The following is a 14,233-nucleotide window of genomic DNA, read 5'->3' as shown; positions in this document are numbered from 1 at the left end:
AAATAGGAAATGTTATGGCTGATCCCCAAACTGCATTAATTACGAATGATGCCGTTGTACTTGGTTTGTTGGCAATTATTTTAGGGTTTGTTTTTAAAACCTCAAATAGTCAACGCCCAGGTCTTGTGGCATTTTATAAATATGTACCGGCATTATTGCTGTGTTATTTTTTGCCGTCATTGTTAAATACCTTTGGTATTGTTGATGGTTCTCAATCTAACGTATATTACGTCGCTTCGCGATATTTACTGCCAGCGTGTTTAATTTTGCTTACCATCAGTATTGATTTAAAAGCGATTATTAATTTAGGTCCTAAAGCATTAATTATGTTTTTAACCGGCACCGCAGGTATTGTGATTGGCGGCCCATTAGCTATTTTAATAATGAGTGCTGTTTATCCAGAAGCGGTAGGTGGACATGGCCCTGACGCTGTTTGGCGTGGTATGACAACCATTGCAGGTAGCTGGATTGGTGGCGGTGCAAACCAAGCATCTATGAAAGAAATGTTTGAAGTGGGTGGCGATATTTTCTCAGCCATGGTCACCGTGGATGTGATAGTGGCTAATTTATGGATGGCAGTATTATTATTAATGGCAGCTAATCATAAAGCGATTGACGCTAAAGCCGGTGCAGATACCACTGCGATTGAAGACTTAAAGCAACGTGTTGAAAAATACCATGCAGAGCATGCGCGTATGCCAACGCTAAATGATTACATGATGATTATTGCTATTGCCTTTGGTATTACCGGTTTAGCGCACTTTTGTGCAGATATTTTAGGGCCCTTCTTTGCCAATAATTATGCGTGGGCAAAAGAATACAGTTTAAACAGTAAGTTCTTTTGGCTTATTGTTATATCAACGACGATAGGTATTTGCTTATCGTTTACCAAAGTACGCCATATTGAGGCGTTTGGTTCATCGAAAGTGGCGTCAGCCTTTTTGTATATTTTAGTGGCATCGATTGGCCTGCATATGAATGTAATGGCGATTTTTGATTCACCGATGTATTTTGTTATTGGTGCAATTTGGATGTTAACTCACGCAAGCTTAATGCTCATTGTGGCTAAATTAATTAAAGCGCCGTTATTTTATATGGCTGTTGGCTCACAGGCCAATGTAGGTGGCGCAGCGTCTGCCCCTGTTGTGGCCGCTGCGTTTCATCCGTCACTGGCACCGGTCGGCGTATTATTAGCTGTACTTGGCTATGGTGTAGGTACATATATGGCGTATATTTGTGGATTAATGATGCAAGCAGTTGCACCATAAGGAATTAAAATGAACAACCAAGTTATTAATATCAATGAAATAGAACTGGCAAATAATAAACCTTTTGTTTTATTTGGTGGCATGAATGTGCTTGAATCACGCGACTTAGCGATGCGTATTGCCGAGCATTATGTTGAAGTGACCACTAAATTAAATATTCCTTATGTATTCAAGGCGTCATTTGATAAAGCCAATCGCTCGTCCATCAATTCTTACCGTGGTCCAGGCATGGAAGAAGGCTTAAAGATATTTGAAGAGATTAAAAATACCTTTAATATTCCGCTTATCACCGATGTGCATGAACCTCATCAAGCAGCACCGGTTGCAGAGGTTGTTGATGTTATTCAGCTACCGGCGTTTTTGGCTCGTCAAACAGACTTAGTGGTTGCAATGGCTAAAACAGGCGCGATCATTAATGTGAAAAAACCACAGTTTTTAGCTCCGCATGAAATGCGTCATATCATTACTAAATTTAATGAAGCCGGAAATAATAATGTGGCCTTATGTGAACGTGGTTCAAGCTTTGGCTATAATAACCTGGTGGTTGATATGCTAGGTATGGATGATATGAAAACCATGGCTCCCGTTATATTTGATGCAACTCATGCACTGCAGCGTCCTGGCGGTCGAGCAGACTCAGCCGATGGTCGTCGTGCCCAAGCTGCCGAACTTGCTCGAAGCGGTATGGCACTGGGTATTGCAGGCTTATTTATTGAAGCGCACCCCAATCCAAATGAAGCAAAATGTGATGGCCCCTGTGCATTAGCATTGAGCAAGTTAGAAGGGTACTTATCGCAAATGAAAGCGGTGGATGATTTAATCAAGAGCTTTGCCCCTCTTGATACCAGTGCTAGCGATTTATAAAGTTGATTAGCACTTTAAAAAGCGACTTAGGTCGCTTTTTTTATGGCTTGAATATACTCTTTCCTAGCATAGGTATATAATTCACCGCATAAGAAAAACTAATTCTAAGCTTGGTTGCCATGTCAAGACGAGTTCCTCCATTAAACGCGCTGAAAGCTTTTGAAGCTGCAGCACGTCATTTAAGCTTTACTAAAGCCGCAGAAGAGTTGTATGTCACGCAAGCTGCGGTGAGTCATCAAATAAAAACGCTTGAAGAGCATTTAGGCTTAAAGCTGTTTTTACGTAAAAATCGCTCGTTATTATTAACCGAAGAAGGCCAAGGTTACTTTTTAGATATTAAAGAGATTTTTACTCAGCTAATAGATGCAACTGAAAAGCTACTAGCCCGTGGTGCCAAAGGCTCGTTAACCGTAAGTTTAACCCCCAGTTTTGCGATTCAATGGCTCATTCCTCGATTGAGCTTATTTAACGAATTACACCCAGAAATTGATGTGCGAATTAAAGCCCAAGATCAGGATGAAAACTCGTTAACAGACGATGTTGATATTTCAATTTATTATGGTCGCGGTCATTGGAGTGGGGTGCAAGCCTATAAACTGCACACTGAGTATTTAGTGCCGTTATGTAGCCCGTTACTGTTAAATGGACCCAGAGCGCTTAACCAACCCAGTGATTTAGCAAACCATACCTTGCTACATGACACCACCCGTAAAAACTGGAAAACCTGGATGAAAACCGCCGGCGTACGTAATGTACAAGTTAACCAAGGACCTATATTTAGTCATTCTTCTATGGTGTTACAAGCTGCGGTACATGGCCAAGGTGTTGCAATTGGTAACAGCGTACTAGCAAAACCAGATATTGATGCAGGACGTTTAGTGATCCCGTTCAATCACAGTTTAGAGAGTAAGAATGCCTATTACTTAGTGATCCGTGAGTCACAAAATGAGTTAGGCAAAATTGTATCGTTTAAAGACTGGATGTTAAGTTTAGTTGAGCAGGAGCAAGAATATTAATGAGCATCGAATGGGTTAGAAGTAGTCAGCAACCGGCAATCGCACAGTTTATATTTGCTCATGGCGCAGGGGCTGGCAGTGATTCTGAGTTTATGCAAATCATGGCTAAACAACTTAGTGAGTACAGTATTGACGTTGGCTTGTTTGATTTTGAATATATGCAAATTGCTAAACAAACTAACAAACGTCGCCCACCAGAGCGAGCGCCTAAACTACTTACTTATTTTGAACATATAGTGACTCAAGCTGATGCAAATTTACCGCTATTTATAGGGGGTAAATCAATGGGCGGGCGCATGGCATCGATGCTTGCCTGTTCGACCTCTCATCCTGTTTTAGGTGTGCTTGCGTTTGGTTATCCGTTTCATCCTCCGGGCAAGCCAGAAAAACTGCGTACAGATCATTTTGCAGACATACCGTGTCCTTTTTTAGTATTACAGGGGGAAAGGGATACCTTTGGCACCCGCGAAGAGCTTGCCACAATGGCCATGCCAAAGCAGCCAAAGTATGTATGGTTAACGGATGGTGACCACTCACTAAAACCGCGTAAAAAAAGTGGCGTGACTGAGCAGGAAAACCTGAATGCTGCGGCAATACAGGCAGCAAGCTTTATAATGAATACGCTTGAAAATTTAAAAGAGGATAAACATGATTAAACTATTTTTATTAGCAGGCAGCTTTTTTTGCATGCTTTCAGTGATACTGGGCGCATTTGCTGCTCATGGTCTGAAAAGTCGTTTATCAGAGTACTCCATTGGTATTTTTAAAACCGCCGCTGAGTATCAAATGGTACATGGGCTGGCGTTAATTGCAGTGGCTATTTTAATTAAGTGGGGTATGCACCTCAGTATGGCGGGTGGTTTTTTTATTGCCGGTACATTGTTATTTAGTGGCAGCTTATACTTATTGGCCTTAACAGGGTTGAAGTGGCTGGGCCCAATTACCCCATTGGGTGGGCTGTGCTTTATTATTGGTTGGATAGTTATTTTAGTGCAAGTTGCACGATTTAAGTTTTAAAGAGTTTAAGGGTTAATATGTCTAGTGTTGTGATTTACTGTCGTAGTGGTTTTGAAAACGATGCCGCTGCTGAAATAACGTTTCACGCTGCCGAACAAGGATTTGGTGGGTATGTAAAAGCAAAACCAAATACCGGTTATGTTATTTATGAATGTTTTGAAGCGCAGCACAGCGACGAAATAATCAAAAAAGTTGATTTTAAAAATATGGTGTTTGCACGCCAATGGTTTGCCGGTAACCTAATTGAAAATATGCCCGTAGAAGATAGAGTAGGCGCTATTGTAGATGCCGCAAAAGATTTTACTTTATGCTCTGAACTACGAGTAGAAACACCCGATACCAACGAGGGCAAAGAGTTACTGACTTTTTGTAAAAAAATATCGACCCCGCTTAAAAAAGCCCTCGAGAAACAAAACACTGTATTGCGTGAGCCAAAAGCAAATCGCCCAGTAATGCATGTGCTGTTTTTAGCTAATAATACTGCGTATGTGGGTTACTCATATAGTTATAACAACTCTCCTTTTTTTATGGGGATCTTACGTTTACGTATGCCAAGCGATGGCCCAAGTCGTTCAACGCTTAAGTTAGATGAAGCGTTTAATGTGTTTATTCCTGAGCAACAGCGTGAGTCACGCGTACAAGCTGGGATGCGCAGCGTTGATTTAGGTGCATGCCCAGGTGGCTGGACTTATCAGTTAGTTCGCCGTGGTATGTTTGTTAGCGCGATAGATAACGGCCCAATGAACGAAAGTTTAATGGAAACGGGTCAGGTAAAGCATTTTAGAGAAGATGGTTTTAAATACCGTCCAGAAAAAAGAAACATCACTTGGTTGGTTTGCGATATGGTAGAAAAGCCAACTAAAGTGACTAACTTGATGATTGACTGGGCAGTAAATGCTTATGCAAAAGAGCTTATTTTTAATCTGAAATTACCGATGAAAAAACGCTTTGATAGTGTGTATGAATGTTTAAAAATGATCAGAGAAGAAATGGCGAAGTACGGCATAAGCTATGAACTTCAAGCTAAGCATTTATACCATGATCGTGAAGAAATAACGGTGCACTTAAATGTCACTAAAGTGCCACAGAGCTTATATAGTTAATCTATTAGCGAGTATAAAAAATGGGCCAAGTGGCCCATTTTTTATTTTAACTACGGTATTGTGGTCGGTAATTTTCAACCCATAATCGTGTGGCACCACATACCGCCACAGGCATAACAATTAAATTTACAAATGGGATAGCGGTTAGCAGCATCACGGCAAAGCCAAACCCATAAGATAACCCTTGTTTGCTTTTTAAGTCATTTTTCATTTGTGTAAAGCTAATTTTGTGATTATCAAAAGCATAATCTTTATATTGCACCGCATACATCCAGCAGGTAAAAAGCACCCATAGCACTTGGCCTATTACAGGTAGTACCCACAATAAAATAAAAAAGCCGATAGCGCGTGGGAGGTAGTAGCAAAGCTTAGTCCATTCCCGGCCCAGCATTCGCGGAACATCTTTTAGTAAATCAGCTAATCCGTCGTCGTTAATTTTTTGACCAGTTAAGTAAAGCTCTACCTTTTCACTTAGTAAGCCATTGAAAGGTGCGGCGATAAAGTTAGTAATAACGGTAAATAACATACTGTAACTAAACAGCACCACCAGCACAGCAATTGGCCACATTAACCATTCGAGCCAACTTAGCCATTCTGGGAGCATGGCGTTTACGGCATTAAAGCCATCACTAAGCCAGCCAAATAAAAAGAATAAGGAGCTACCAAATAATAAAATATTAATAAGTAGGGGTATAAGTACAAAGCGTTTTAGCCCTTTTTGACTAATTAACTTAAACCCTGAAAAAAAATATTCCATACCTTGTGTTATTTGCACACTAACCTCATCGATTATTTATGTTTTAGCTATTATAAATAGCTTGATGATTTTAAACAGTACTTTTAAGTAACAAAGTATTTAATAAAGGGTATTTACAGATGGTATGTAAATAAATGATTTGTTGATAAGTACATTTCAAATCGCCACCTTGTATTGAATGGCAAACGCTCGTGAAATAGACGAAAATAGCATAGATGCTGATTTCAATATTATGTATAGTCAAAAGACTATAATAAATTATTATAAACAGGCCCTAAAATAGAGCGACGCATTTAGCGTTAGTGATTGTTGAGGAATATAATTTGATTGAAATAATGAGAGTCAGAAAGCTGCTTTCTCAGCAACAAAGTATATTATCGAAAATAGCACTCGGTGCGCCACTTGATGAGGTACTGGAAAATATTTGTTTATCTATTGAGGAGCTTATTGAAGACTCTTCTGCAAAGTGCTCTATATTAACGCTCAAAGGAGAGCAGCTATTTCATAGCGCGGCTCCTAATATTGCACAGGGTTATTGCCAAGCAATTAATGGTGTGAAAATAGGGCCAACTGTCGGTTCATGCGGTACTGCAGCCTATGAAAAAAAACGCATTATAGCCGCAGATATTTCAACATCGCCATTATGGGATGATTATAGAGCATTGGCGTTAAGTTATGGTTTAAGGTCATGTTGGTCTACCCCCATTATTTCAACAAAATCAGACATATTAGGCACTTTTGCAATTTATCATGACAGCGCAAAGTCACCGACACCACAAGATTTAGAATTAATAGATTTTTTTGTTGATTTCACCAGTATTGCTCTTGAAAAGCACACCGAGTCACTAAGATTAAACGCGTTGCTTTTTGAATTACAGCAAAGTAATGAAAAGTTTAAAGCCTTTACAAAAGTGCTTCCTGATCTAACCCTCATTTTGAGTGAAGAGGGGGAGTATACCAATGTTTACGGCACAGCTAATGAAAGTTTATATTTAAGCCAAGAGCACGTTATTAATCAAAATGTCAGAGATATTATGCCTCCTGAAGATGCAAATCCTATTCTGGCGGTGATTGACAAAACGCTGCAAACTAATGAAGTTCAAGTGTTTGAATATCAGCTCAATATAAAAGGTAAGCAGCTTACATTTGAAGGGCGAACAGCTCCCCTTGAAAGTTACCAGCCTAATAACCCGTCACTGAGACATGTGGTGTGGATGGCCAGAGATATCTCTAATCGCAAAGCTGCCGAAGAAGAAGTACAACGGTTAGCATTTTTCGATCCGCTCACTAACCTTCCTAATCGCAGAATGCTCAATGATAGGCTCAGTATGTATGTGGAGCGAATTAAGCAGTCTGATCATTCTGGCGCACTCTTATTTTTAGATTTAGATAATTTTAAACGCATAAATGACTCACTAGGTCATAATGCAGGCGATGAAATACTGGTTGAGTTATCACAGCGATTAACAGCTATTTTGAACCCGGCAGATACCCTCGCACGAGTCGGTGGTGATGAATTTATTATTCTTATCGAGCATGTCGGTGATAGCCACATGCAAGCTAATAGTGAATCTGAGTTGATTGCTAAAAAAGTACAAAGTGTCTTTTATGAAAAATTTGAAGTGGGCGATTTAGCGTTTCAGGTCAGTTGTAGTATTGGTATTTGTTTGATTAACACGAGCAATGCCATAACCGCTAATATTTTAAAATTTGCAGATACCGCTATGTATCGCTCTAAAATGAAAGGCGGTAATAGTAGTAGCTTTTACGACCCCGCACTGCAAACCTTACTGGAAAATCAAACTGAGCTTGAAACTGACATTGTTAGGGCTATCGCGTGCGATGAGTTTTGTGCTTATTTTCAGCCACAATTAGCAATTGATGGAACCCTTGTGGGTGCTGAGGCATTAATAAGGTGGAATCATCCAACCAAAGGACTTATCCCCCCTAATGCATTTATTCCAATTGCCGAGCAATTTGGCTTAATTCAAAAGTTACAAAATATTGTATTAAGAGATATTTGTATTTTACTTGAAACACTTCGAGATAATAACTTACTCGATGACAGTTTTAGCGTATCAATTAACATTAGCCAGTGTCAGTTTAATTCTTCCACTTTAAAAGGTGAGCTATTTAAAGCAATTGAAACGTTTGACGTCTCGCCAACTCGAATTAAATTAGAGATCACTGAATCAATGTTAGCGGGTGACTTGATGGGGACCGTAAAGCAAATGGAAGAATTAAAATCGCAGGGATTTGTGTTTTCAATTGATGACTTTGGTACGGGCTACTCGTGTTTAAAACATTTAAGCGTGTTTCCTATTGATGAGTTAAAAATTGATAAAAGCTTTATTGATAAAGTGCTCAATAGCGCATCGGGTCAAAGTATTGTGCAATCTATTATTGGCTTAGGTCATAGCTTAAATATTAACATTGTGGCCGAAGGGGTCGAAAGTGCTGAGCAACTAACAATATTAAAGTCGATGGGCGTGAATGCAGTGCAAGGTTATTTATTTGCAAAACCATTAACCCACAGCAACTATTTAACATGGCATAAACAGCATCAATAACCCTGTATTTATCACTAACAGAGCGACAGGTTTAGTTGCCCTAATCGATAAGCCGCGTTGTTTGCGTACCCACTGCGCAGCAACGTTTAATAACGTACCGCGCTTTTGCTAAAGCAAAAATGTATATTTTTTGTTTGTTTGATACCGTGATGTAATTTATCTTTTATTATTGTGTAACTACTACACAAATCATTCCTGAGGCATTGGTTTAGCGTTTTTAACACGTTAAACTAGTCAGGAATTGGCAATAAGTCTACTTGTTGTGACATTACCTAGACGTGAACATGACAAGTACTTAAAACTCGCTTTTGAGTTGCTTTGTCGTTTGTTGAAACTAGGGTTTAGTGTGATGTCATGGTGTGTCGCTATGTCGGTAACTTTAAAGAACCATTAGGAGCGATAAATGAATACCACTAAAGCAACTTTAAAGTCGGGTGAAACACATTCTTCCCGAGTTAAGTTTCTGGATGGGGTTGATATACCCGTATTTTTAATCAGTGGCGGTATATTAGTTTTATTTGCCGCGCTGGCCCTTTACGACATTAAACTGATGTCTGATTGGATAAATACGGCCTTTGCCTTCTCAACCAAAATATTTGGCGCCTTTTGGCAAGTCCTGCTTTTATTAACCTTTGTGATTGGCATTTTCTTAGCTATCGGCCGCACTGGCTCAGTGGTACTGGGTGGCTTAAAAACCCCTGAAATTTCTACCTTTAAGTGGATAAGTATTATTATGTGTACTTTGCTTGCTGGTGGCGGCGTATTTTGGGCCGCAGCAGAGCCAATGGCACATTTTATTTCTCCGCCACCGCTATTTGGTGGTGAAACAGGCACTAACGATGCCGCTTATAACGCACTTGCACAAAGCTTTATGCACTGGGGATTTTTAGCCTGGGCTATATTAGGCAGCTTAACGGGCATTGTTTATATGCATCTCCATTACGAAAAAGGCTTACCGCTTAAACCTCGTACTTTGCTTTATCCCGTATTTGGCGATCGTGTTATGAAAGGGGCGCTTGGTACAATTGTTGATGCATGTTGTGTACTCGCTGTGGTTGCTGGCACTGTAGGTCCAATTGGTTTTTTAGGCTTACAGGTGAGTTTTGGCCTAGATAAATTGTTTGGTATTCCTGACACCTACACCACACAAGTAGTTATTTTATTTAGTTTAATTGGCATTTACACACTTTCAGCGGTAAGTGGCGTTACTAAAGGTATTCAGCTGTTAAGTCGTTTTAATGTTGTTTTGGCTGTAGTGCTGATGTTGTTTATATTACTGATGGGGCCCACTGCGTTTATTATTGATAGCTACATCCAATCGTTTGGCTTGTACTTAGATAACTTTATTCCTATGGCTACGTTTCGTGCCGATAAACCATGGTTAGACTGGTGGACCGTATTCTTTTGGGGCTGGTTTTTAGGTTATGGCCCTTTAATGGCGATGTTTGTTGCGCGTATATCGCGTGGCCGAACTATCCGTGAAATGATTTTACTCATCTCTGTGGTTGCGCCAGTGATCACCTGCTTTTGGTTTACCATTGTGGGTGGCTCAGGCATATTTTTTGAGTTAAATAATCCAGGTGTTATATCAGAACCTTTCGCAGGGCTTAATTTACCAGCGGCATTGTTAGCCATTACTGAGCAGTTACCCATGGGGTTTGTTGTGTCTGGATTATTCTTAGTACTGACCACTATTTTTGTGGCAACAACCGGTGATTCAATGACGTACTCGGTATCTATGGTGATGACCGGTACCGATCATCCGCAAACATCAATTCGTGTGTTTTGGGGGATCATGATGGGGGTAATGGCTGCATTACTCATCTCAATTGGCGAGGGCGGAATTTCAGCGCTACAGTCCTTTATTGTGGTGACCGCGGTGCCAGTTTCTTTTGTGTTACTTCCGTCACTGTGGACGGCACCACAAATAGTTAAAAAAATGGCAGATGAACAAGGGCTTTAATAATTGATAAAGAGCGCTAATAAGCGCTCTTTTTCTGGGTACATCATGTTCTCACCTTGTTATTGAGCTATTTATTATCCTAGCAATAAACTAAACCACTAAAAATAACTTAGCCTAAGTAGGTTGTTCATTCCTATCGATACGGTATAGTTTAAATATATTTAAGCATAACCTTGAGATAAACCATGCAGTTAGTCGACTTAGACCCTTGTGATCAGGATGTGATCAACGTATTTGCTGACATAGATCGACTTATTAGCTCATTATATCCTGTAGCAACTTCACAAGCGCTTACAGTTAATGAGCTTGGTTTACCGGGCGTTTACGCTGTAGGGTTAAAAAATCAAGACGGAATAGTTGCCTGTGGCGCAATAGTAAAGCAATTTGATGGTAGCTGGTATGGCGAAATTAGACGGCTTTACGTAAAACCTAGCTATCGCGGAAAAGGCTTATCGCGGCGTATTATGCAAATTTTATTGCACTATGCAGGCGAAGAAGAAATCCCAATCATAAAACTAGAAACAGGACCAAAGCAAATACAATCAATCCATCTTTATGAGAATTTAGGGTTTGTGCAATGTGCCCCTTTTGGTGAATACACAGAAAACCCGAACAGCCTATTTATGGAGCTTGCGCTCAGCTAATAATACGCTATTTACTGTTTTTCTTTATCAATTTTAATCCTCACTCGTTACGAGTAGAAATACTTGTTGGACATGAATCGCTATTTTTCTTTTAATGCGCGCAACTAGCCGGTTTGGCATTCATAAATAAAAGAGAAAGATAAATGAAAGAGACAACATCACTTGAACAAGCTCGTACGAGCTACAACGTTCGTCATTGGAGCCAAGGTTTTTTTGGTATTAATGATCAAGGTGATGTGTATGTTGCGCCTAAGGCTGATGCCCCACAGCAAACCATTGCATTAACAGACATTGCTAAGCAGCTTGAAGAAAAAGGCTTAAGCTTGCCGGCGTTAGTTCGCTTTCCACAAATTTTACACCATCGCGTGCATAGCTTATGTGGTGCATTTAATACTGCTATAGAAAGCTATGGTTACCCAAAAGACTATTTATTAGTTTACCCAATTAAAGTTAACCAACAACGCGAAGTAGTTGAAGAAATTGTTGCCAGCCAAGCACAAGTAGAAAAAAAACAGCTGGGTTTAGAAGCAGGCAGCAAGCCAGAGTTATTAACCGTATTAGCGCTGGCTGAAAAAACCAGTGCGGTGATTGTGTGTAATGGCTACAAAGATAAAGAATATGTGCGTTTAGCGTTGATTGGCGAAAAGCTGGGTCATAAAGTGTATATCGTACTTGAGAAACTGTCTGAGCTGGATATGGTACTTAGCCAAGCTAAAGAATTAAATGTAAAACCACGCATTGGTATTCGTGTGCGTTTAGCATCGCAAGGCAAAGGTAAGTGGCAAGCCAGTGGCGGAGAAAAATCTAAGTTTGGTTTATCTGCTTCTCAAGTGCTGTATGTAGTAAACCGTTTAAAAGAAACAGATCAGCTAGATTTAGTCCAACTGGTGCATTTTCACTTAGGTTCGCAAATGGCCAACATTCGTGATGTGCGCTTAGGTGTAAGCGAGGCTGCGCGTTTTTATTGTGAATTACGTAAGTTGGGTGCACACATAGAGTGTCTTGATGTAGGCGGCGGTTTAGCGGTTGATTACGACGGCACGCGCAGTCAATCACACAACTCAATGAATTACAGTTTAGCTGAATACGCAAATAATATTGTGTACACCATAGGTGATATTTGTAAGCAGTATGAACAGCCTTTCCCTACCATTATTTCAGAGTCGGGAAGAGCATTAACGGCGCATCATGCAGTGCTTATTTCCAATGTAATTGGCACCGAAACGTATACACCAGAAGAAATAGAAGCACCAGCTGACGAAGCTCCGCAGCTACTTAAAAACATGTGGACGTCATGGCAACAACTGCATGTGCTTACTGATGACCGTGCATTAATTGAAATTTTTCACGACAGCCAAGGTGATTTAGCCGAAGCGCATAGTCAGTTTGCGATGGGATTATTAGATTTAACCCAGCGTGCATGGGCAGAGCAAATAAACTTACGCGTTTGTTATGAACTCAATAAATTAATGGATAACAAAAACCGTTTTCATCGACCGATTATAGATGACCTAAATGCGCGTTTAGCGGACAAGTTTTTTGTAAATTTCTCATTGTTTCAGTCATTGCCAGACGCGTGGGGAATTGATCAAGTGTTTCCAGTATTGCCATTAAGTGGTTTAACGCAAGCACCGCAAAAGCGCGCGGTGTTATTGGATATTACTTGTGACTCAGATGGCGCTTTAGAGCATTATGTAGATGGCCAAGGTATTGAAAGTACGTTACCAGTACCTGAATACTCAGCAGATAAACCGTATTTAATGGGATTTTTCTTGGTGGGTGCCTATCAAGAGATTCTAGGCGATATGCATAACTTATTTGGTGATACGCACAGTGCTATTGTCAATATGGATGAGCAAGGTGTTGCCAGCATTACAGAAATTAACCTCGGTGATACTGTTGCTGACATGATGCGTTATGTACATTTAGATGTTGAAGGTTTTCAGCAGTCTTATGCGCAGTTAGTCAGCGCAAAAATTGCAGTAGATGAACAGCAAAGCGTCCTCGACGAATTGCAAAGCGGCCTTGACGGCTACACTTATTTAGAAGAGTTATAAGCAATGTCTAGCTTGTTTGGTCATGTTGACCACTCATTATACTCAAATGGGATGACGTTTTTACGTCGTCCTATGGTACAAAACATTAACGCCATAGACGCCGATGTAGTAGTACTAGGTTTACCGTTTGATTTAGCCACCTCTGGGCGCCCTGGTGCCCGCTTGGGGCCAGATGCAATTCGCAGAGCGTCGGTGCATTTAGCATGGGAAGATACTAAATATCCGTGGACGTTTCCTTTGTTTGAACGGCTAAAAGTAGCGGATGCTGGCGATTTTACCTATCCGGTAGGCGATCCTGAGTATTTTACTGCCCAGCTAGAAATGGCGGCAGAGCAAATACTTCGCCAAGGTAAAACATTATTAGGCTTAGGTGGCGATCATTTCGTAACGTTACCACTATTGCGCGCACATGCAAAAATTCATGGCAAAATGGCATTAGTTCACTTCGATGCGCATACCGATACCTATAGCAACGGCTCGCGTTTTGATCACGGCACCATGTTTTATCATGCGCCAATGGAAGGGTTAATTGATGTTAATCACAGTATTCAGCTCGGCATTCGTACTGACTTTGATCAAAGCAGGCATGAGTTTGCAGTGATTGATGCCATGCAAGCCAATGATCTGCATGCGAATGATATTGCAGCTCAGATTATTGAGCGAGTGGGTGATTTACCGGTTTACTTAACCTTTGATATAGATTGTTTAGACCCCGCCTTTGCACCAGGTACGGGCACACCCGTGTGTGGTGGCTTAACCTCTGATAAGGTGCTTAAAATCTTACGCGCACTGAAAGGGGTTAATATGGTGGGAATGGATGTGGTTGAAGTATCCCCGTCGTACGACCAAAGTGAGCTTACCGCCATTGCCGCTGCAACGATTGCCAGTGAATTACTGCATTTGTGGGCATTTAAGCATAAATATTAATATGTGTTAATGCAGTTTAAAAAGCGCCAATTTGGCGCTTTTTTTGT

12 protein-coding genes are annotated in these 14,233 nt (G+C 40.5%); 11 read left to right on the top strand and 1 reads right to left on the bottom strand.

Annotated features, from left to right (window positions below):
* Window positions 1-14 precede the first annotated feature (14 nt).
* The 6 genes from ACTRWE_RS11175 to rlmM all read left to right on the top strand — a co-directional run bounded on the left by ACTRWE_RS11175 (window position 15) and on the right by rlmM (window position 5,268).
* Entirely contained in the window at window positions 15-1,268 is a 1,254-nt protein-coding gene (locus ACTRWE_RS11175) for a DUF819 family protein (RefSeq protein ID WP_462880018.1), read from the top strand.
* A gap of 9 nt (window positions 1,269-1,277) precedes the next feature.
* Window positions 1,278-2,132 (top strand): 3-deoxy-8-phosphooctulonate synthase, encoded by an 855-nt coding sequence (gene kdsA / locus ACTRWE_RS11170; protein ID WP_013465322.1) that lies wholly within the window; start codon window positions 1,278-1,280, stop codon window positions 2,130-2,132.
* A 119-nt stretch (window positions 2,133-2,251) separates the two neighbouring features.
* The gene (locus ACTRWE_RS11165; protein WP_013465321.1) at window positions 2,252-3,148 is read left to right on the top strand and encodes a transcriptional regulator GcvA; all 897 of its coding nucleotides are present in this window, start codon (window positions 2,252-2,254) and stop codon (window positions 3,146-3,148) included.
* On the top strand, window positions 3,148-3,804 hold the full coding sequence (locus tag ACTRWE_RS11160; protein WP_462880017.1) for an alpha/beta family hydrolase: 657 nt from the start codon (window positions 3,148-3,150) through the stop codon (window positions 3,802-3,804). Before ACTRWE_RS11165 ends, ACTRWE_RS11160 begins: the two co-directional genes overlap by 1 nt.
* The gene (locus tag ACTRWE_RS11155) at window positions 3,797-4,165 is read left to right on the top strand and encodes a DUF423 domain-containing protein (RefSeq protein WP_016900429.1); all 369 of its coding nucleotides are present in this window, start codon (window positions 3,797-3,799) and stop codon (window positions 4,163-4,165) included. Before ACTRWE_RS11160 ends, ACTRWE_RS11155 begins: the two co-directional genes overlap by 8 nt.
* A 17-nt stretch (window positions 4,166-4,182) precedes the next feature.
* On the top strand, window positions 4,183-5,268 hold the full coding sequence (gene rlmM, locus ACTRWE_RS11150; protein WP_024602652.1) for a 23S rRNA (cytidine(2498)-2'-O)-methyltransferase RlmM: 1,086 nt from the start codon (window positions 4,183-4,185) through the stop codon (window positions 5,266-5,268).
* Window positions 5,269-5,314: 46 nt separating this feature from the next.
* Here rlmM and cysZ read toward each other — a convergent pair whose 3' ends face one another.
* The gene (gene cysZ / locus ACTRWE_RS11145) at window positions 5,315-6,025 is read right to left on the bottom strand and encodes a sulfate transporter CysZ (RefSeq protein ID WP_462880033.1); all 711 of its coding nucleotides are present in this window, start codon (window positions 6,023-6,025) and stop codon (window positions 5,315-5,317) included.
* Between the two features lie 323 nt (window positions 6,026-6,348).
* Here cysZ and ACTRWE_RS11140 point away from each other — a divergent pair, with 323 nt between their 5' ends.
* The 5 genes from ACTRWE_RS11140 to speB all read left to right on the top strand — a co-directional run bounded on the left by ACTRWE_RS11140 (window position 6,349) and on the right by speB (window position 14,186).
* A complete protein-coding gene (locus ACTRWE_RS11140) occupies window positions 6,349-8,595 on the top strand; it encodes a putative bifunctional diguanylate cyclase/phosphodiesterase (RefSeq protein ID WP_462880016.1) in 2,247 nt (748 codons plus the stop codon).
* Between the two features lie 403 nt (window positions 8,596-8,998).
* The gene (locus ACTRWE_RS11135) at window positions 8,999-10,558 is read left to right on the top strand and encodes a BCCT family transporter (protein ID WP_462880015.1); all 1,560 of its coding nucleotides are present in this window, start codon (window positions 8,999-9,001) and stop codon (window positions 10,556-10,558) included.
* A 185-nt stretch (window positions 10,559-10,743) separates the two neighbouring features.
* Window positions 10,744-11,202, top strand: coding sequence for a GNAT family N-acetyltransferase (locus tag ACTRWE_RS11130; RefSeq protein ID WP_008467955.1), 459 nt, complete (start codon window positions 10,744-10,746; stop codon window positions 11,200-11,202).
* Window positions 11,203-11,345: 143 nt separating this feature from the next.
* Entirely contained in the window at window positions 11,346-13,259 is a 1,914-nt protein-coding gene (gene speA, locus ACTRWE_RS11125) for a biosynthetic arginine decarboxylase (protein ID WP_013465311.1), read from the top strand.
* Between the two features lie 3 nt (window positions 13,260-13,262).
* The gene (speB, locus tag ACTRWE_RS11120) at window positions 13,263-14,186 is read left to right on the top strand and encodes an agmatinase (protein ID WP_462880014.1); all 924 of its coding nucleotides are present in this window, start codon (window positions 13,263-13,265) and stop codon (window positions 14,184-14,186) included.
* Window positions 14,187-14,233 lie beyond the last annotated feature (47 nt).

This window comes from Pseudoalteromonas sp. G5_S1_54_S4, from assembly GCF_054968565.1.
This window is presented reverse-complemented; position numbering and strand designations above follow the sequence as displayed.